This is a genomic window from Actinoplanes octamycinicus, from assembly GCF_014205225.1.
GTDB classification, from domain to species: domain Bacteria; phylum Actinomycetota; class Actinomycetes; order Mycobacteriales; family Micromonosporaceae; genus Actinoplanes; species Actinoplanes octamycinicus.
This window is the reverse complement of record NZ_JACHNB010000001.1, coordinates 7,413,629-7,430,602: the sequence shown is the minus strand read 5'-3', so window position 1 is coordinate 7,430,602 and position 16,974 is coordinate 7,413,629. Positions and strand designations below refer to the sequence as shown.

Sequence of the window (16,974 nt, the reverse complement as noted above, 5' to 3'; positions counted from 1 at the left end):
CCACGGAGGTCGATTTAAGAAATAGGGAAAACCCTCGCTGTTGTCACGATGTCGTCAAATGTGACGACGGATGACCGGGAACGGCGCGCAGCGCCAGGTCGACGGTGGCGTGCAGGGCCTCGCGGGGGACGCCGGCGGCGGCGTGCACCGCGTTGCCCTCACTGACCACCATCACGTAGCGGGCCAGGGCGGCCGGGTCGGTGCCGGTGGGGAGGTCGCCCTCCTCGGCGGCGCGGGTGAGCCGCTCGGTGAGGGCCTGCTCGCCGGCCAGGCGGCTGGCGGCGAGGAACTGGGCCACGTGGCCGTTGTCGCTGCCGCAGGCCAGGCCGCCCTGGATGGACAGGCAGCCGGCCGGGCGGTCCGGTCGGGTGAGGGCGTCCGCGTTGGTCCGCAGGAAGCGCTCGATCACCCGGTACGCGGTGGGCTCGGCGAGGGCCTCCCGGGCGTATGCCATGTCGGCCTCGGCGTAACGGGCCACCGCGCGGCGGAACAGGTCCTCCTTGCCGCCGTAGGCGGCGTACATGCTGGTCCGGTTGATCCCCATGGCCCCGGTCAGGTCGCTGAGCGAGGCGCCCTCGTAACCGTGCCGCCAGAACACCTCGACCGCGCGGTCCAGGGCCGCGTCGGCGTCGAAGCCCCGGGGCCGGCCGCGCTCGCGCGTCTTCTCCGCCATCGACTGCCTCCTGTCACTGTGACGCAGCTCAACTGTACCGATCGGTACGGAATTAGCCAGCCCGGTGCTAGCGTTCCTCACATCGGTACCGAACGGTACAGAAATAGTTGAGGGAGTTCGTGATGGGACAGTTCGACGGCAAGACCGCTCTGGTGACCGGCGCCACCTCGGGAATCGGCCTGGCCGCGGCGCGGCGGCTGGCGGCCGAGGGCGCGCACGTCTTCGTCACCGGGCGGCGCCAGGACGTGCTGGACGAGGCCGTCGCCGCGCTCGGCGGACAGGCGACCGGGGTGCGGGCCGACGTCGCGAACCTCGACGACCTGGACCGGGTCGTCGCGGCGATCTCGGCGCGCGGCGCGGGGCTGGACATCCTGTTCGCCAACGCCGGCGGCGGCGAGTTCGCAGCGCTGAGCGACGTGACCTGGCAGCACTACGCCGACACCTTCAACACCAACGTCGGCGGCACGCTGTTCACCGTGCAGAAGGCGCTGCCGCTGCTCAACCGGGGCGCGTCGGTGATCCTGACCAGCTCGAACATCGACGTGAAGGGCGCCGGGTCGTTCAGCGTCTACGCGGCGAGCAAGGCGGCGCTGCGCTCGTTCGCCCGCAGCTGGGCGGCCGAACTGGTCGGCCAGGGGATCCGGGTCAACGCGATCGCGCCCGGACCGATCGAGACGCCCGGGCTCAGCGGCCTGGCCGGCGACCCGGCCGAGGCGGAGCAGCTGCTGAAGGGCCTGGCCGCCGGGGTGCCGATGAACCGGCTCGGCAAGCCGGACGAGATCGCCGACGCGGTGCTCTTCCTGGCCTCGGACGCCAGCAGCTTCATGACCGGCGCCGAGATCTACGTCGACGGCGGCGCGAGCCAGATCTGAGTCGTCAGTCGTCGACCAGGTTGTCGAGAGTGCCGGCGAGCTGCTTGCGGAGGTGCTGGAGCTGCGCGATGGAGCTGTCCACCTGGACGATCTGCCCGCGCAGCCGCTCGCGGGCGGTCGGGCAGGAGGTCAGCTCGCCGTCCGGGGTGAAGCAGGGCAGCACCTCCGCCGCCGCCTGCAGGCTCAGCCCGATGTCGAGCAGCAGCCGGATCCGGCGCACCTCCTCGACCGCGCAGTCGGCGAAGTCGCGGTAACCGTTGCCGAGACGGCGGGAGGAGAGCAGACCCAGCCGGTCGTAGTGCCGCAGCGCCCGCGTGCTCACCCCGCTGCGGTGCGCCAGCTGATTGATCAGCATGATCCGCCCTTGACGTTGACACCCATGTCAAACCTTAGCGTGCGGGCATGCCGATCGATCTCGCGGTCCCACGCGACTCCCGGCAGCGCCTGATGGCGCTGTCCACCCTGGTCAACACCGTCGGGATGGGACTGTTCCTGTCCGCCGGCACGATCTTCCTGATCCGGTCGGCCGGGCTCAGCCCGGCCGAGGCCGGCGCCGGGCTCACCATCGGCTCGCTGATCGGGTTCGGCGCCGGTGTGCTGGTCGGCGACCAGGCGGACCGGCGCGGCGCCCGGGAGGTCCTGATCGCCGCGATGCTGGTGGAGGCGGCGGCCAGCGTCGGGCTGCTGCTGGTCCACGACCTGTGGGCGCTGATCCTGGTGGCGTCGGTCGCGGCGATCGGCCGGGCCGGGTCGGGCAGCGCCCGCGGGGCGATGATCGGGGTGCTGGCCGAGCAGGGGCGCGGCGCCGCGCTGCGGACCTACCTGCGGGCGGTCACCAACGTGGGGCTGGCGATCGGCATGCTGGGCGCGGCCGCGGTCCTGGCCGTCGACAGCCGCGCGGCGTACCTCAGCTTGATCTTGACCGACGCGGTGACGTTCCTGCTGGCGGCCGCGGTGCTGACCCGGCTGCCGCACCTGCCGCCGACCCGGGCCGTCACCGCCGCCTCGGACGAGCCGCGCTGGGTGGCGCTGCGCGACCGGCGCTACCTCGGGTTCACCGCCGCCTCGTCGGTGGCCAGCCTGCAGTACTGGGTGCTGGTCCAGGCGCTGCCGGTGTGGATCGTGCTGCGGACCGCGGCGCCACGCTCGATGGCCGCCCTGGTGCTGTTCGTCGCCGCGGTCACCGTGGCGCTCACCCAGATCCCGGCGACCCGGTCGATCGACGGACCCCGGACGGCGGCCCGGCTGCTGGCCCGATCCGGGCCGCTGTTCCTGGTGGCCTGGGTGCTGATGGCTTTCGCGGCCGGACCGCCGGCCTGGGTCGCCGTCGCGCTGCTGCTGGTCGCGGTGCTGGTCCACTCGCTGGCCGAGGTGTGGCAGGCGGCCGGGACGTTCGAGCTGTCCTTCGCGCTGGCCCGGCCGGAGGCGCAGGGCCAGTACCAGGGCGTGATCGGACTCGGTCACGGGTTCGTCGAGGCGGTGGCCCCGGTCGTCGTCATCACGCTCTGCGTCGACGGCGGCACTCCCGGCTGGGTCGCCCTCGCGGTGATCGTCACCGTGGCCGGGTGGCTGTGCGCGCTGATCGAGCGGCGCGGGGCGCGGGTCAGCAGCGCAGGAAGGTGAGCACGGCGAGCACCCGGCGGTGCGTCTCGTCGTCCGGCGGCAGGCCCAGTTTGTGCAGGATGCTGCGGATGTGCTTGGCGACCGAGGCCTCGGTGACGGTCAGCTCGGCGGCGATGGCCAGGTTGGAGCGGCCCTCGGCGACCAGTGCGAGCACCTCGCGCTCCCGGGGCGTCAGCCGGGCCAGCGGGTCGCGGCGGCGGCGCAGCAGCTGCCGGACCACCTCCGGGTCGACCACGGTGCCGCCGTCCACCACCCGGCGCAGCGCGTCGACGAACTCGGTGACGTGCCCGATCCGGTCCTTGAGCAGGTAGCCGACGTGGGTGCCGTCGCCGGCGTCGAGCAGCTCGGTGGCGTACCGGGTCTCGACGTACTGGCTGAGCACCAGGATCGGCAGCCGCGGGTGGGCGCGCCGCAGGTTTATGGCGGCGCGCAGGCCCTCGTCCTGGAAACCGGGCGGCATCCGGACGTCGGTCACCACCACGTCCGGAGCCAGGCCGGCGACCGCGTCCCGCAGGGCGCCGCTGTCGCCCACCGCGGCGACCACCTCGTGACCGAACCGGGCCAGCAACCCGGTCAGGCCGTCGCGGAGCAGGACGCTGTCTTCGGCGAGGACTACGCGGAGTCCGGAAGGGCCTGGCAAGGAATCTCCATGGTCACGCGGGTCGGCCCGCCCGCCGGGCTGGACAGCGACAGTCTGCCACCGACCACCGAGACCCGGTCGGCGAGCCCGATCAGGCCGGTCCCGGCCCCGATCGCGGCGCCGCCGCACCCGTCGTCGGCGACCTCGACGGTCAGTATCCCCGCGGCGTACCGGCCGATGATCGTGCCCCGGTCGGCGCCGGCGTGCTTGGCCAGGTTGGCCAGCGCCTCGGCGACCACGAAGTAGCCGGCCGACTCGACCGCGCGAGGAAAGCGCCCAGCCACCGGGAAGTCGACATCGACCGGCACGTGACAGCGGCCGGCCAGGTCGGCGACCGCGGCGGCCAGGCCGAAATCGGTCAGCACCGGCGGCTGGATGCCCCGGATCAGCTCGCGCAGCTCGACCAGCACCCGATCCGCCTCCTCGTGCGCCCGGGACAGCTGGTCGCCGAGCGGGCCCGGCGGGGCGTCCAGCCGGGCCAGGCCGAGCATCATCGACAGGGCCACCAGCCGCTGCTGGGCGCCGTCGTGCAGGTCCCGCTCGATCCGGGCGCGCTCCGCCTCGAACGCGTCGACCAGCCGCACCCGCGAACGGGTCAGCTCGACCACCTGCTGGTGTTCGCCGCCGGGCGCGAGGATCAGCCGGGTCAGCGCGGCCTGCGCACCGGCCACCACGCGCAGGCCGTAGGCGCAGGCGAGCAGGACGAGCAGCCCGGCCACGGCGGTGAGGAACGCCTGCGGCCAGGTGGTCACCGGGTACGCCTTGAGCACGTTGACCTGCTCGCCGTCGAACAGCACCGGCGTGGCGAGCAGCGCCGCCGGAACGGTCACGGCCAGCGTCACCGCGAGCAGGTCCAGCGGCCACAGCACGGTCATCAGCAGCGCCGCGAAGCCGAGCTCCCGCCAGGTGGCCCCCTCGGTGTACCGGGTGCGCAGCCACGGGGCCAGCCCCGGCCCGGGCGGCTCCCGGTGCCCGTGCGGCAGCGGCCGGTCGCTGACCAGGCGCTGCAGGCGGCGTTCCAGAGTGGCCGCCGGCAGGCCGATCAGGGCCAGCGCGGCGAGCAGCGGCAGGCCCACCACGGCCACCGCGAGCACGCCGCCGACCGCGAACAGCAGCAGCGACACGAGCAGGGCGAGCAGGCCGGCGACACCGTTGGCCAGCAGGTAGAGCGCCGCGCGCCACGACCCCGGGAACCACATGGCCGACACCATAAGCGTTGACATCCTCGCCGTCTTAAAGGACGGCGATTCCAGCCACGCTGCGCGTGGCACGCGCGGCGTTCTGGCGGGTTACCGCTTCATTGCGCGGTGCCGGGATGAGTCCTGGTCTTACCTGCGCTCGACGGTCGTTGAAGTCCGCCTGCCCGGCGGCCTTGATGTTGATGGCGGCGTTGACGTCCCGGTCGTGGTGACTGCCGCAGGGGCAGTCCCACTCCCGAACGTTCAGCGCCAACTTCTCGGTGATCCGTCCGCAGTCCGAACACATTCGGGTGGACGGGAAGAACCGGTCCACCCGGGCGAACGTGCGCCCGTACCGGGCCGCCTTGTACTCCAGCATGGTGGTGAAGCTGGCCCAGCCCGCGTCGTGCACGCTCTTGGCGAGCCGGGTCCGGCCGAGACCGGTCACGCACAGGTCCTCGACGTACACCGCTTGGTTGTCGCGGATGATCGCCGTGGACAGTTTGTGCTGCCAGTCGCGCCGGGTGTCAGCCACCCGGGCGTGCGCCCTGGCGACCTTGATGACAGCCTTCTTGCGGCGGTTGCTGCCCTTGCGCTTACGCGAGAGGGCTTGCTGCAACCGCTTGAGCTTGCGGGCCGCCCGCCGCAGGAACTTCGGCGCGGTCACCTTCGTGCCGTCGGACATGACCGCGAAGTGGGTCAGCCCGAGGTCGATGCCGATCTGCGGCTCGACCGGCGGCAGCATCTCGTCCTCGCCGACGGTCACGACGAAGGAGGCGAAGTACCGGTTTGCCGCGTCTTTGATGATCGTGACGCTGGACGGGTCCGACGGCAGGGTCCGCGACCAGCGGACCGGTAGGTCGCCGATCTTCGGCAGCCGCAGGCGGCCGTTGTCCAGGACCTTGAACCTGCTGTTCTTGGTGAACCGGATCGCCTGCCGGTTGTCCTTGCGCGACCGGAACCGGGGCGGGGCGACCTTGCGGCCCTTGCGCTTTCCGGTGACCGAGGCGAAGAAGTTGCGGTACGCGGTGTTCAGGTCCGCGAGGGCTTGCTGCAACACCACGGCCGACACCTCGCCCAGCCACGCCCGGTCCTCGGTGGCCTTGGCCTGGGTGATGACCAGCTTCGACAGGTCGCCGTCGGAGAGGTACTTCTCGCCTGCCTCGCGGGCCTGTTGACGCAGCCTGAGTCCGTCGTTGAAAACCACGCGGGCACACCCGAACGCCTGCGCCAGCGCGGTGCGCTGGGCGGCGTCCGGGGTGACCCGGAAGTTGTAACGGAGCTGCACGACCATCACTGTCACATGTTGGCTTATGGCTGAGCTTCAAGGTAGGCACTGTGTTTTTTGCGATGCACGTTTACTTGGTTTTCGTGACGAAGTTCCGGCACAAGGTGTTCACCGACCAGCACCTGGTCCGGATGCAGGCGATCATGCGCGACATCTGCGCCGACTTCGAGGCAGAGCTGGTCGAGCTCAACGGCGAGAACAATCACGTGCACCTGCTCGTCAACTTCCCACCCAAGGTGGCCGTCGCTCGACTGGTCAACTCGCTCAAGGGCGTCTCCTCCCGCCGCCTGCGCCAAGAGTTCCCCAACCTGGTACGCCACTACTACCGGCCAACAAACTCTGCTCCGGCTCGTACTTCGCAGACTCCGCCGGCGGCGCACCGCTGAACGTCGTCAACCAGTACATCGAGCAGCAGAACCGGCCCGGTTAAAGCACTGCTCGGACCTAGCGGCCCTCCCAGCGCGGGCCTTCACCCCCGGCTTGAAGCCCGGAGCACTGGCCCGCATTCTGGTAGCACTGGCACTACCGCGAAGACGCCATCTGGCGGGGTCGTGCCCGGGGTGGCCGGGCGACAGGCTGGAGCCCATGACCCGAGACGCCCTCCGGCTCCAGCGTGTCGTGCGGACCTTCGGTTCCGGCGACGCCACGGTGACCGCGCTGCACGACCTCACCCTGGCGTTCGCCGCGGGCACCTTCACCGCCGTGATGGGCCCGTCCGGCTCCGGCAAGTCGACGCTGTTGCAGTGCGCGGCCGGGCTGGACCGGCCGACGTCCGGCTCGGTGCTGCTCGGCGACACCGAGCTGACCACGCTCGGCGAGAACCGGCTGACCCGGCTGCGCCGGGACCGGATCGGGTTCGTCTTCCAGGCGTTCAACCTGCTGCCCACGCTGTCCGCCGAGCAGAACGTGGCGCTGCCGCTGCGCCTCGCCGGGCGCCGGCCCGGCCGGGCGCAGGTGCGCGACGCTCTCGCGCGGGTCGGGCTGGCCGACCGGTTCGGGCACCGCCCGAGCGAGTTGTCCGGCGGCCAGCAGCAGCGGGTCGCGATCGCCCGGGCGTTGATCACCCGGCCCGAGGTGCTCTTCGCCGACGAGCCGACCGGGGCGCTGGACTCGGCGACCGGCCGGGCGGTGCTGCGGACGCTGCGCGGGATGGCCGACGACGAGCGGCAGACGATCGTGATGGTCACCCACGACCCGGTCGCCGCGTCGTACGCCGACCGGGTGGTGTTCCTCGCCGACGGGCGACTCAGCGGCAGCCTGGCCGCGCCGTCGGCCGAGGCGGTCGCCGCCGAGATGACCCGGATGGCGGCGGCCGCGTGCTGATCGTGACGCTGAGCAGCCTGCGCGCCCGGTGGATCACGCTGGCCGGCACCTTCGTGGCGCTCGCGCTCGGAGTGGCGCTGATCGCCACGATGGGGCTCGGGCTGGCCGCCACCCTGGACGCGCCGGAGCAGCGTCCGGAGCGGTTCGCCGGGGCGCCGGTCGTGGTGCACGGCGTCGACGAGCTGCGGGTCGGCGACCGGGTCCAGCCACTCGCGCAGCCGCGTGCGGTCCCGGCGGACCTCGCTGGGCGACTGGGCGTGCTCGGGCCGACCGTCGCCGACCGTTCGTTCCCGGTGGACGCCGGCCTGGTCGGGCATCCCTGGTCGGTGGCCGGGTTCGGCGGCTACCGGCTGATCGCCGGGCACCCGCCCCGGGGCGAGCGCGACATCGTCTTGGCGGGGGAGCCGGCGCTGGTCGGGCGGACGATGCGGCTGCGGACCCCGGCCGGGCAGAACGACTACACGGTCACCGGTGTGGTGGGCGCGGTCGCGTACGAAAAGCCGGTCTTCTTCAGCGATGACGCGGCCGCGAAGCTCGCGCCGCGGATCGACAACCTGGTCGTCGCGGCGGCGCCGGAGGCGGTGCGGGCGGTGGTCGGCGACGCGGCCTCGGTGCTCACCGGCGACCAGCGGCGGCGCGCCGACCCCGACCCGGACCGCGATCGCGACGCGCTGATCGCGATGAACGCGCTGCTCGGGACGGCGGGTGGGGTGACCGCTTTCGTGTCGGTGTTCGTGGTCGCGTCCACGTTCGCGTTCGCCGTCGCGCAGCGGCGCCGGGAGATCGCCCTGCTGCGCACCGCGGGCGCGACCCCGCGACAGGTCCGCTGGACGATGATCGCGGAAGCGGCGGTGGCCGGCGTCGTCGCCTCGGCGGCCGGATGCGCGCTCGGCGCCCGGGGCGCGCCGCTGCTCGCGCGGATCCTGGTCGGCGAACGGCTGGCGCCGGCCTGGTTCGCCATCGGCGACCACCGGTGGCCCTACCACGTGGCGTTCTGGACCGGGCTGCTGGTCGCGCTGGCCGGGGTCGCCGCCGCGACGGTCCGGGCCGGTCGGATCCGGCCGGCCGAGGCGCTGCGCGAAGCTTCGGTGGACAGCGGCGCGATGACCCTCGGGCGGTGGATCTCCGGCGCCGGGCTGCTGGCCACCGGGCTCGGGCTGCTCGGCTGGCGGCTGCTCAGCGATCCCGGCGACGCGCTGCACCGCAAGACCTACACGACCCAGCCGATGCTGCTGATCACCGCGGTGGCGCTGCTCGCGCCGATCCTGGTCGGGCCGCTGACCCGGCTGGCCGTGCGGCTGCCGGGGGTGACCGGGATGCTGGTGCGGGAGAACGTCCGGGCGGGGGTGCGGCGGACCGCGGCGGTCGCCGCCCCGGTGCTGGTGACCGTGGCGCTGGCCGGTTCGCTGCTCGGCGCGACGGCCACGATCGGTGCGGCCAAGGCGGCCGAACTTGACCGGCGGACCACGGCCGACGTGATCGTGACCGGCCCCGGCCTGGACACCTGGCCCGCGGCCAGCGCGACCACGGCGGTCTACACCCTGGAGGACGGCGTCGCGCTTATCCGGTCGCCGGCCCAGGCCGTCGATCCGCAGACGCTGACCACGGTGCGCCGGCTGCCGGTGGTCGCCGGCCGCCTGGAGGACCTGGACGACGACGGCATCGTGGTCAACCAGGAGTGGGCCGAGCACACGGTCGGGGAGCGGGTCGACGTGTGGCTCGGCGACGGGACACCGCGGTCGCTGCGGATCGTGGCGGTGCTGGCCACCGGCACCGGCGACAACGGCGTCTACGTGACCAGGCACAACGCCGGCGGGGCCCGGCCCGACCGCCTCGACCTGACCGGCCCGGTGGCGACCGCAGCCTGGCCGGCGGGGACGCTCGTGCAGACCCGCGAGCAGTGGCTTGCCGGGCAGCGGCCGACCGGCAGCCGCCAGACCCGGGCCGGCTATGTCGTGGTGCTGGGCATCGCGCTGGTCTACACCGGGATCGCGGTGGCCAACACGATGCTGATGTCCGCGGCCGGGCAGGCCCGGGACCGGGCGGTGCTCCGGCTGGCCGGGGCCACCCGGCGGCAGGTGCTGCTCCTGGTGGTCGCCGAGGCGGTGGTCGTGGTACTGGTCGGGGCGTTGCTCGGGCTGCTGGTGACGGCGGTGAACCTGCTCGGCATCTGGGGTGCGCTGGTCCGGCTCGGCGCGCCCGCCGCGATCGTCGTGCCGTGGCAGCCACTCGGGCTGACCGTGCTGGCCTGTGCCGCCGTCGCGGTGGTCGCGGCGGCGCTTCGCCTACCATGGCCCCGGTGAATGCTCCCGAAACACCACCCGAGGTCGCGTCACCCGCTCTGGCCCGGGCCGAGGCTGCGCTGCGGCTGCTGTCCGGCGTGCCGGTCGCCGTGGACGTGGCGGTCAAGCAGCTCGGCCGGGGCAGCGGGGTCTACGCCTGGTGGGCCGCTCCGTCGGTCTTCCCCGAGCTGCCCGGCATGGTGAACCAGCACGTGCCGTCGCTGCGGCTGCTCTATCTGGGCCGGGCGACCACCCTGCGGGGCCGGATCCTGCGCAACCACCTGCGGCGGTCGGGTAGCTCGACGCTGCGGCGCACGCTGGCCGGCCTGCTGGTGTCCGAGGGCTACCGGACGACCTGGACCGACCGGGTCGTCCTGGTGCCCGAGGACGAGGCGCGGCTGACCGCGTGGATGCACGCGAACCTGCGGCTGACCTGGGCGCAGGACGCGGAGCCGAACTCCGTCGAGGCGACCCTGGTCCGGCGTCTGCACCCGCCGCTCAACGTCAGCGGCGTCGACCCGGAGCACGTTCAGCCGGCTGTGGTCGCCGCCAAGGCGCGATACAACGACTCGGCCGGCCCGGCCGAGGGTCACTCGTAGCCGCTGGCCGCGACCAGCAGCTCGGCGAACGTGCGCCAGCTCGGCTCGGCGGTCCCGTCCTCCACCACGGCGGCCAGGGCTTCGAGGAAGCGGTCGAGCGTGGCGTTCTCCCACGCGTCCGGATGGCGCCGCAGGTCCGCGGCCATCGCCTCGATCACGCGCACGGCGTCCTCACGGGTCCGTACGTCCGAGGGATCAGCGTCGGTGGAACGTCCGGTGTCCATGCTTCACCTTGTCACCGCAGGTCGAGCTGGACGCCGTCCTCGTGGAGGAAGCGGACCAGGTCGTCGAAGGTGACGGCGGGTCCCCAGCTCTTGCGGTCGTAGCCGGGCACCAGATGGGTGCGGGCGACGTCGGAGTGGTGCCAGATCAGCCGGAACCCGGGTGTGGCGCCGCCGTCGCCGGTGCCGGCGTTCTCGTGCAGCCAGAACGGGTCGCCGCCGAACCAGCCGCCGGGGCCGTTGATCGCCTCACCCATCGCGCAGTAGAAGGCGTCGTAGTCGGTGATGTGGCGTCCGTCCAGGTGATAGACGGTGCCGGCGGGCTTGTCCGGGGCGTGGATCCGGTGGATCCGGGCGGCGCGGATCCACAGGTAGCGGCCGCTGCGGTCGAGTGCGGCCCACTGATTGGTTTCGGCCGGCCCGCCGGCTCGCCACATGTCCCAGAGCGGGCGCTCGCCGGCGGCGAGCGGTGACGGGAAGCGCGCGGCCAGCCCGATGTCGACCAGGCCCTCGCCGAGCCTGGAGGGCCGGGTGTCCAAGATCCGGCCGGACAACCCGAGGCCCCAGCGTCCGAGGTGGTGGACCGTGCCGTCAACGCGGACGTGGGCCAGCTCGGCGTTGAAGGAAGCGGGAAGTCCGGGACGGCAGCCGAGCAGGGTCACCAGCGGGCCCTGAGGCCAGATCTCCGGCCGCTCGTGGAACAACCCGCTGATGTCACGGCACTGGCCGGCGCGCTGCTCGTCATCAGTGATCAATCGATAACCGGAGACTTGGGGCGCGGCGGTGCCGCCCGCGTTGTTGTCGTCGTCGCGGCGATGGCCTTCCAGTTCGATGTCGAGCAGACCGGACCCGTCCTCGGCCGGGCGGTGCCCGATGACGCGGACGTCGAGCAGTTCCTCCCCGATGCTGTAGCAGTCGTAGCATCCCGGCTGGCAGGGCTCGGGGGCGTGCACGCCCCCGAGGCCGAGGTTGCCGAGCCAGGCCGGGCCGGTGCCGTCGAGCGCCGCGCGCAGCGGACCGGCCGGAGCGCAACCCAGCAGGGTGTAGCGCTCGTAGGCCGGTTCGACCGGGAACACGCGATCGGTGGAGAGGCCGTCGATCTCGGCGCACTCGGTCAGGGTGGCGCCGGACGTGTTGTCGAGCAGGCGCCAGCGCGGCGGGTTCGGCACGCGGTGATCCTAGGCAACCGGTGGAGCCGCGTCCGCGCCCACCGTCGCCGGGGACCTCGGCGGCGGCACGACCGGCGGCCGCCTCGACGGCCGGAACAGCTGAGTGGCGAAGCCGGTGGCGGCGATGACCGCGGGCACGGCCAGGTAGACGCCGCTGAGCAGCAGCATCACGGCGGTCAGGGCGCAGGCGGCGACCGCGACGGCGCGCATCCACCCGGCCGGCAGCAGGCGGACCGCGGCCAGGGTGCCGACGGCCATGACGGCGGCCAGGCACGCGGACGTCGCGCGCAGCAGCGGGTCCAGGCCGATCGGGTGCAGCAGCGTGGCCGCGCCGACGACGGTGATCGCCGCCCCGAGCACGAGCAGGCTGCGGTGCGGGGCCGCGATCCGGTGCGGCAGCAGGCGCTGCTCGGCGAGGGCGACGCCGAGCCGGGAGGCGCCGGCGATGTAGGTGTTGATCGCGCCGAAGGTCAGCACGAACGCCGCCGTCCCGGTGACCGGTCCGGCGACGGCGCTGCCGAGCCCGGTCATCATCGCGGTGAGCGGGACCGGCGACGCGGCCGCGCCGGACCCGACGACGGTGACCGCCACGCCCAGGTAGACCACGGTGATCGTGGCGAGGGTGAGCCCGGTCGCGGTCAGCAGCCGCCGCCCGGCGAACTCGGCGGACAGGTGGCTGGCGGCCTCCCACCCGACGAACGCGAAGATCAGCACGCCGACGGCGCTGCCCACCCCGGCCAGGCCGTGCGGCAGGAACGGGGTGAACCGGTCGGCGCGGACTGCCGGCACGCTCGCCACGATCGCGGTGGCCAGCACCGCGAGCAGCAGGCCGACCATCACCACCTGCATCCGGCCGCTGGTCCGCAGGCCGGCCGCGTTCGCCGTGAACGCCGCGGCGAGCAGCCCGAACGCGATCACCACCGTGGTCCGCCCGTCCCAGCCGAACGCGTCCGCCGCGTAGATGCCACCGGCGAGCGCCCCGGCGAAGGTCCCGATCGGGACCGACACGAAGAACCACCACCCCACTGCGGCGTACGCCCACCGCCCGACCGCGATCCCGGCGAAGTGCGCCACCCCGCCACCGTCCGGATGACGCAGCCCGAGCAGCGCGAACGTAAACGCCACCGGGACGCTGACCACGATCAGCCCGGCCCAGGCGAGGATCGACCCGGGTCCGGCGGCCTCGGCGGCCAGATGCGGGAGCACCAGCATGCCCGGCCCGAGCACGCCGCCGAGCACGGTCGCGGTCCCCTGCCACACTCCCAGACGATGCGTTTCCATGGGATCGACGCTAGGTAGACGTTCGGTGTGATCGGCTCACCGCCGAACGAACGATCGGAACTGGACGCGAAAATGGGTGCATGGACGAACTAGACGCGCGTCTCATCGGTCTGCTTCAGTCAGATGCTCGGCTCTCCAACCGGGAGCTCGCCCGGCAGCTCGGCATCGCCCCGTCCACCTGCCTGGAACGGGTCCGTTCGCTGACCCGGCGCGGGGTGATCCGCGGCTACCACGCCGACATCGACCCGGCCGCGCTCAACCGCGGGGTGCAGGCGATGGTGTCGGTCCAGGTGCGGCCGCTGAGCCGGGCGGTCATCGACACGTTCAAGGCGTCCGCGTCGCAGCTGCCCGAGGTGCTCAGCGTCTTCGTGCTGGCCGGCGGCGACGACTTCCTGCTGCACGTCGGCGTCCCCGACCTGGACGCGCTGCACGGTTTCCTGCTGGACAAGCTGAGCAAGCGCAGCGAGGTCACCGGGTTCCGCACCTCGGTCATCTTCCAGGAGTTCAGCAACCCGGCGCCGGGCCTGCTGCCCCGCCGCCCCTGATCAGTGCCGGACGCCGAGCAGCGCCTCGTGCAGGGCCGCCGACGGCAGCGGGCTGCGGGGCCGGGCGGCCAGCCAGGCGGCGCCGGCGGCCGGATCGGTGCTGGTGCGGGGGTGGTCGCCGCGGGAGCGGAGGGTGGCCAGGACACCGTCGCGGACCGGGGTGTCGCCGGCCAGCAGGCCGCCGCCGAGGACGACCGGGCCCGGGGCGCCCAGCTCGTCCAGGGTGCGGACCAGGTGGGTGACGGCCTGCTCGACGATCGCCGTGGCGTGCGGGTCGCCGGCCCGGGCCGCCGCGCAGACCAGCGGGACCAGCGCGCCGATCTCCTCCCAGGGCAGTGCCTGCGCCCAGTAGACCATCTCGTCGGCGGTGCCGACGCCGGCCCGGGTGGCGATCCGCACCGCCAGCGGGGACGACCAGTTGCGGATCGCGACCCGGACCGCCTGCAGCCCGATCCACCGGCCGGACCCCTCATCGCCGAGCAGCCAGCCCCAGCCGTCGGCGGTCCGCACCACGGAGTCGGCCCGCACCGCGGCGGCGATCGCCCCGGTCCCGGCGATCAGCACCGCCCCGGACTCGGCGGGGCTGCCGGCCGCGAACGCGGTGACCACGTCCCCGACCACGGTGACCGGCCCGGTCACGCCCAGCGCGGCCAGCGCCGGGGCGAACACGGCCGCGGTCGCCGGCCCGGCGATGCCGAGCGTGGCCGCGCCGACCCGGGCGGGGGAGTGCTCGCCGAGCGCCTCCCGGACGGCGGCGGCGACCGACGCGGCCGCGTTGCCGGCGCCGGCGGTCAGCGGGTTGCCGGGGCCGGAGCGCCCCCGTCCGACGATCCGGCCGCCGGTCGTCGCGACCACGGCGGTCGACGCGGTGCCGCCCGCGTCCACGCCCACCACCAGTTCCATGGACGAGATCGAAACATAGGAAAGGGTTGTTGACTAGAGCGCGCTGCGGTCGTAATTTTCATCAACAACAGCAGGCGATGAAAAGGATGACCAACGTGACGGGTGAGAGCGGCGGACTGCTCGGTCGGCTCCGGATCGAGGGGCCGGGCATGCCGGAGGCCCTGGCGCGGATTGCCGAGACGATCCTCGACGATCCGGAGACGGCGGCCCACGCCAGCATCATCGACCTGGCCGAGCGGTCCGGGACGTCGACCGCGACGGTCACCCGGTTCAGCCGCACACTCGGCTTCAAGGGGTATGCGAACCTGCGGGTCGCGATCGCCACCGAGACCGGCCGGGCCGAGCAGGCCCGCTGGGAGACCGACATCAGCGGCGACATCAGCCCGGACGATCCGCTCACCAACGTGCTGAGCGTGGTCACCGCGGCGGACACCCGGGCGATCCAGGACACCGCGGCCGGGCTGGACATGGCCGCGGTGGAGCGGGTCGCGGCCGCGATCGCCGAGGCCGGCCGGGTGGAGATCTTCGGCCTGGGCAGCAGCGCCACCAGCGCCCGCGAGATGGCGTTCCGCCTGGAGCGGATCCGGGTGCCGATCTGGCACCGGGCCGACTCGCACACCGCGCTCACCAACGCGGCCCTGCTGCTGCCCGGCGACGTGGCGATCGGCCTGTCGCACTCCGGCCGCACCCGCGAGGTGATCGAGACCCTGGCCGAGGCGGCCGACCACGGCGCGCTGACCGTCGCGCTCACCAGCCACAGCCGGTCGCCGCTGGCCGAGGTGGCCGACGTCGTCTTCACCACCAGCGTGCAGGAGACCACGTTCCGGCTGGCCGCGCTCTCCGCCCTGCACTCCCAGCTGCTGATCCTCGACATGATCTACGTCGCCGTCGCCCAGCGCACCTACGAGCGGACCGCCGAGGCGTTCGACGTGACCGGCCGCGCCGTGGACGCCCACCGCCTTCCCGAGAAGAACCCGACCCGCAACCGGGGCCGGACGAAGAACTGAAGTCGCCACACCCCTTACCGAGGAGAACTCTTATGCGCGGACGTCGTTACATCGGTACAGCGGCTCTCTGTACCGCCACGCTCCTGGCCGTGACCGCCTGCGGTGGCGGCGGCAGCTCGTCCGGCGGTGACGACGGCGCGCCCAAGGCCGTGCCGAACGCCAAGGGCGAGGGCAAGACGCTCACCGTCTGGGTCATGGACGGCGACTACACCGAGGCCACCATCAAGGCCATCAACGACCAGTTCACCCAGGCCACCGGCGCCCAGGTGGACGTGCAGATCCAGCAGTGGGAGGGGATCACCACCAAGATCAGTACGGCGCTGTCCACCTCCGGCACCCCGGACGTGCTGGACCTGGGGAACACCCAGGTGCCCGGCTTCGCCGCCAACGGCGGGCTGCTCGACCTGACGCCGTACCGGGATGATCTGAAGCAGGGCCGCACCTGGCTCGCGGGCCTGGAGGAGCCGGCCACCGTCGACAAGGCGCTCTACGCGGTGCCCGGCTTCGCCGGCGCGCGGGCGGTCATCTACAACAAGAAGACCTGGGCGGCTGCCGGGGTGACCGCGGCGCCGACCACCTACGCCGAGCTGACCGCCGCCCTCGACAAGATCAAGGCGAAGAACTCGGCCGCCGACTTCTCGCCGTTCTACCTGCCGGGTCAGTACTGGTTCGCCGGCCTGCAGTTCCTCTGGGACGCCGGCGGCGAGATCGCCACCAGCGAGGGCGGCACCTGGACCGGCGGTTTCTCGACCCCGGCCGGGCAGAAGGGCCTCACCGACTTCAAGACCTTCCAGAACGCCTACTCCAGCAAGGCGTCGCAGGCCATCGACACCATCACCCCGGACCAGAACCAGGTCTTCGCCGACGGCAAGACCTCGGCCATCCTGTCCACCACCGGCTCGCTCGGCCTGATCCAGAAGGCCAACCCCAAGATCAAGCCCGAGGATCTGGGTACGTTCCCGCTGCCCGGCCTGTCCGGCAAGGCGCAGCCGGTGATGCTCGGCGGCTCCGACTGGGGCATCGCCACCAAGAGCGACACCCCGGACCTCGCCCTGCAGTGGGTGAAGATCGCGGCCAGCCCGGCCGTGCAGGACAAGTACGTGTTCGGCACCGACGGCTGGATCCCGAACAGCACCGAGGGCATCCAGGCCGCCCAGGGCACCGTCGACGAGCAGAAGAAGGGCTTCTTCACCGCGGCCCTGAACTCCAAGGCCACCCCGGCCGCCGCGCAGTGGCCCACCCTGGAGGGCGACAAGAGCATCAACCAGGTGTTCTCCGCGGTCGCCTCGGGCGCCAAGTCGCCGGCCGACGCCGGCAAGGAGTTCGACGAGCACCTGCAGACCACCCTCAACGGCGGCAAGTGACCCCGG

The 16,974-nt window shown here is 72.9% G+C and carries 17 protein-coding genes and 1 pseudogene; 9 read left to right on the top strand and 9 right to left on the bottom strand.

The genetic code is table 11. The features are described 5' to 3' along the window. Positions 1 to 43: 43 nt before the first annotated feature. The gene (locus tag BJY16_RS33455) at positions 44 to 673 is read right to left on the bottom strand and encodes a TetR/AcrR family transcriptional regulator (protein WP_185043548.1); all 630 of its coding nucleotides are present in this window, start codon (positions 671 to 673) and stop codon (positions 44 to 46) included. Between the two features lie 122 nt (positions 674 to 795). On the opposite strand from BJY16_RS33455, the gene BJY16_RS33450 reads away from it, so the two are divergent. Beyond that, positions 796 to 1,545: an SDR family oxidoreductase gene (locus tag BJY16_RS33450; RefSeq protein WP_185043547.1), complete on the top strand. Its 750-nt coding sequence runs from the start codon at positions 796 to 798 to the stop codon at positions 1,543 to 1,545. A gap of 4 nt (positions 1,546 to 1,549) precedes the next feature. On the opposite strand, the gene BJY16_RS33445 is transcribed toward BJY16_RS33450, so the two are convergent. Further along, complete coding sequence (locus BJY16_RS33445) at positions 1,550 to 1,900, bottom strand: MerR family transcriptional regulator (protein WP_185043546.1); 351 nt, start codon at positions 1,898 to 1,900, stop codon at positions 1,550 to 1,552. A 47-nt stretch (positions 1,901 to 1,947) separates the two neighbouring features. Here BJY16_RS33445 and BJY16_RS33440 point away from each other — a divergent pair, with 47 nt between their 5' ends. After that, a complete protein-coding gene (locus tag BJY16_RS33440; protein ID WP_185043545.1) occupies positions 1,948 to 3,168 on the top strand; it encodes an MFS transporter in 1,221 nt (406 codons plus the stop codon). Here the strand turns inward: BJY16_RS33440 and BJY16_RS33435 are convergent. The 3 genes from BJY16_RS33435 to BJY16_RS33425 are packed head-to-tail and all read right to left on the bottom strand — an operon-like array spanning position 3,149 to position 6,274. Next, positions 3,149 to 3,808, bottom strand: a complete 660-nt coding sequence (locus BJY16_RS33435) for a response regulator (protein WP_185043544.1) — start codon at positions 3,806 to 3,808, stop codon at positions 3,149 to 3,151. The genes BJY16_RS33440 and BJY16_RS33435 overlap by 20 nt on opposite strands. Beyond that, entirely contained in the window at positions 3,781 to 5,007 is a 1,227-nt protein-coding gene (locus tag BJY16_RS33430; protein WP_239178059.1) for a sensor histidine kinase, read from the bottom strand. Before BJY16_RS33430 ends, BJY16_RS33435 begins: the two co-directional genes overlap by 28 nt. 34 nt (positions 5,008 to 5,041) lie before the next feature. Further along, entirely contained in the window at positions 5,042 to 6,274 is a 1,233-nt protein-coding gene (locus tag BJY16_RS33425; RefSeq protein ID WP_185043543.1) for an RNA-guided endonuclease InsQ/TnpB family protein, read from the bottom strand. A 25-nt stretch (positions 6,275 to 6,299) separates the two neighbouring features. Here BJY16_RS33425 and tnpA point away from each other — a divergent pair. The 4 genes and pseudogenes from tnpA (at position 6,300) to BJY16_RS33405 (ending at position 10,478) form a co-directional block, all read left to right on the top strand. Continuing rightward, positions 6,300 to 6,704, top strand: a pseudogene (gene tnpA / locus BJY16_RS33420) (IS200/IS605 family transposase). A 155-nt stretch (positions 6,705 to 6,859) separates the two neighbouring features. After that, positions 6,860 to 7,597 (top strand): ABC transporter ATP-binding protein, encoded by a 738-nt coding sequence (locus tag BJY16_RS33415; RefSeq protein ID WP_185043542.1) that lies wholly within the window; start codon positions 6,860 to 6,862, stop codon positions 7,595 to 7,597. Beyond that, positions 7,591 to 9,900, top strand: coding sequence for an FtsX-like permease family protein (locus BJY16_RS33410; protein WP_185043541.1), 2,310 nt, complete (start codon positions 7,591 to 7,593; stop codon positions 9,898 to 9,900). Before BJY16_RS33415 ends, BJY16_RS33410 begins: the two co-directional genes overlap by 7 nt. Beyond that, the gene (locus BJY16_RS33405; RefSeq protein WP_185043540.1) at positions 9,888 to 10,478 is read left to right on the top strand and encodes a GIY-YIG nuclease family protein; all 591 of its coding nucleotides are present in this window, start codon (positions 9,888 to 9,890) and stop codon (positions 10,476 to 10,478) included. The genes BJY16_RS33410 and BJY16_RS33405 overlap by 13 nt, the downstream gene beginning before the upstream one ends. Here BJY16_RS33405 and BJY16_RS33400 read toward each other — a convergent pair. Genes BJY16_RS33400 through BJY16_RS33390 form a run of 3 tightly spaced genes read right to left on the bottom strand, consistent with a single transcriptional unit; the run spans position 10,469 to position 13,149 of the window. Continuing rightward, a complete protein-coding gene (locus BJY16_RS33400; protein WP_185043539.1) occupies positions 10,469 to 10,702 on the bottom strand; it encodes a DUF7660 family protein in 234 nt (77 codons plus the stop codon). The genes BJY16_RS33405 and BJY16_RS33400 overlap by 10 nt on opposite strands. Before the next feature lie 11 nt (positions 10,703 to 10,713). Next, positions 10,714 to 11,868, bottom strand: coding sequence for a barstar family protein (locus tag BJY16_RS33395; protein ID WP_185043538.1), 1,155 nt, complete (start codon positions 11,866 to 11,868; stop codon positions 10,714 to 10,716). 9 nt (positions 11,869 to 11,877) lie between these two features. After that, complete coding sequence (locus BJY16_RS33390; RefSeq protein ID WP_185043537.1) at positions 11,878 to 13,149, bottom strand: APC family permease; 1,272 nt, start codon at positions 13,147 to 13,149, stop codon at positions 11,878 to 11,880. An 80-nt stretch (positions 13,150 to 13,229) separates the two neighbouring features. Here BJY16_RS33390 and BJY16_RS33385 point away from each other — a divergent pair, with 80 nt between their 5' ends. Beyond that, the gene (locus tag BJY16_RS33385) at positions 13,230 to 13,694 is read left to right on the top strand and encodes an Lrp/AsnC family transcriptional regulator (RefSeq protein ID WP_185043536.1); all 465 of its coding nucleotides are present in this window, start codon (positions 13,230 to 13,232) and stop codon (positions 13,692 to 13,694) included. Here BJY16_RS33385 and BJY16_RS33380 read toward each other — a convergent pair whose 3' ends face one another. Next, on the bottom strand, positions 13,695 to 14,597 hold the full coding sequence (locus tag BJY16_RS33380) for an N-acetylglucosamine kinase (protein WP_185043535.1): 903 nt from the start codon (positions 14,595 to 14,597) through the stop codon (positions 13,695 to 13,697). It abuts the gene before it with no gap. A gap of 86 nt (positions 14,598 to 14,683) precedes the next feature. On the opposite strand from BJY16_RS33380, the gene BJY16_RS33375 reads away from it, so the two are divergent. Together BJY16_RS33375 and BJY16_RS33370 are read left to right on the top strand one after the other, a co-directional pair. Next, positions 14,684 to 15,604 (top strand): MurR/RpiR family transcriptional regulator, encoded by a 921-nt coding sequence (locus BJY16_RS33375; RefSeq protein ID WP_239177805.1) that lies wholly within the window; start codon positions 14,684 to 14,686, stop codon positions 15,602 to 15,604. Between the two features lie 89 nt (positions 15,605 to 15,693). After that, positions 15,694 to 16,968 (top strand): extracellular solute-binding protein, encoded by a 1,275-nt coding sequence (locus BJY16_RS33370; protein WP_239177807.1) that lies wholly within the window; start codon positions 15,694 to 15,696, stop codon positions 16,966 to 16,968. The last annotated feature ends 6 nt before the right edge of the window (positions 16,969 to 16,974 follow it).

Bases quoted from the DNA above. Each gene is read 5' to 3' on its own strand.
- BJY16_RS33455 (WP_185043548.1), bottom strand. From the start codon at position 673: ATGGCGGAGAAGACGCGCGAGCGCGGCCGGCCCCGGGGCTTCGACGCC.
- BJY16_RS33450 (WP_185043547.1), top strand. From the start codon at position 796: ATGGGACAGTTCGACGGCAAGACCGCTCTGGTGACCGGCGCCACCTCG.
- BJY16_RS33445 (WP_185043546.1), bottom strand. From the start codon at position 1,900: ATGCTGATCAATCAGCTGGCGCACCGCAGCGGGGTGAGCACGCGGGCG.
- BJY16_RS33440 (WP_185043545.1), top strand. From the start codon at position 1,948: ATGCCGATCGATCTCGCGGTCCCACGCGACTCCCGGCAGCGCCTGATG.
- BJY16_RS33430 (WP_239178059.1), bottom strand. From the start codon at position 5,007: ATGTGGTTCCCGGGGTCGTGGCGCGCGGCGCTCTACCTGCTGGCCAAC.
- BJY16_RS33415 (WP_185043542.1), top strand. From the start codon at position 6,860: ATGACCCGAGACGCCCTCCGGCTCCAGCGTGTCGTGCGGACCTTCGGT.
- BJY16_RS33405 (WP_185043540.1), top strand. From the start codon at position 9,888: ATGGCCCCGGTGAATGCTCCCGAAACACCACCCGAGGTCGCGTCACCC.
- BJY16_RS33400 (WP_185043539.1), bottom strand. From the start codon at position 10,702: ATGGACACCGGACGTTCCACCGACGCTGATCCCTCGGACGTACGGACC.
- BJY16_RS33390 (WP_185043537.1), bottom strand. From the start codon at position 13,149: ATGGAAACGCATCGTCTGGGAGTGTGGCAGGGGACCGCGACCGTGCTC.
- BJY16_RS33385 (WP_185043536.1), top strand. From the start codon at position 13,230: ATGGACGAACTAGACGCGCGTCTCATCGGTCTGCTTCAGTCAGATGCT.
- BJY16_RS33380 (WP_185043535.1), bottom strand. From the start codon at position 14,597: ATGGAACTGGTGGTGGGCGTGGACGCGGGCGGCACCGCGTCGACCGCC.
- BJY16_RS33375 (WP_239177805.1), top strand. From the start codon at position 14,684: ATGACCAACGTGACGGGTGAGAGCGGCGGACTGCTCGGTCGGCTCCGG.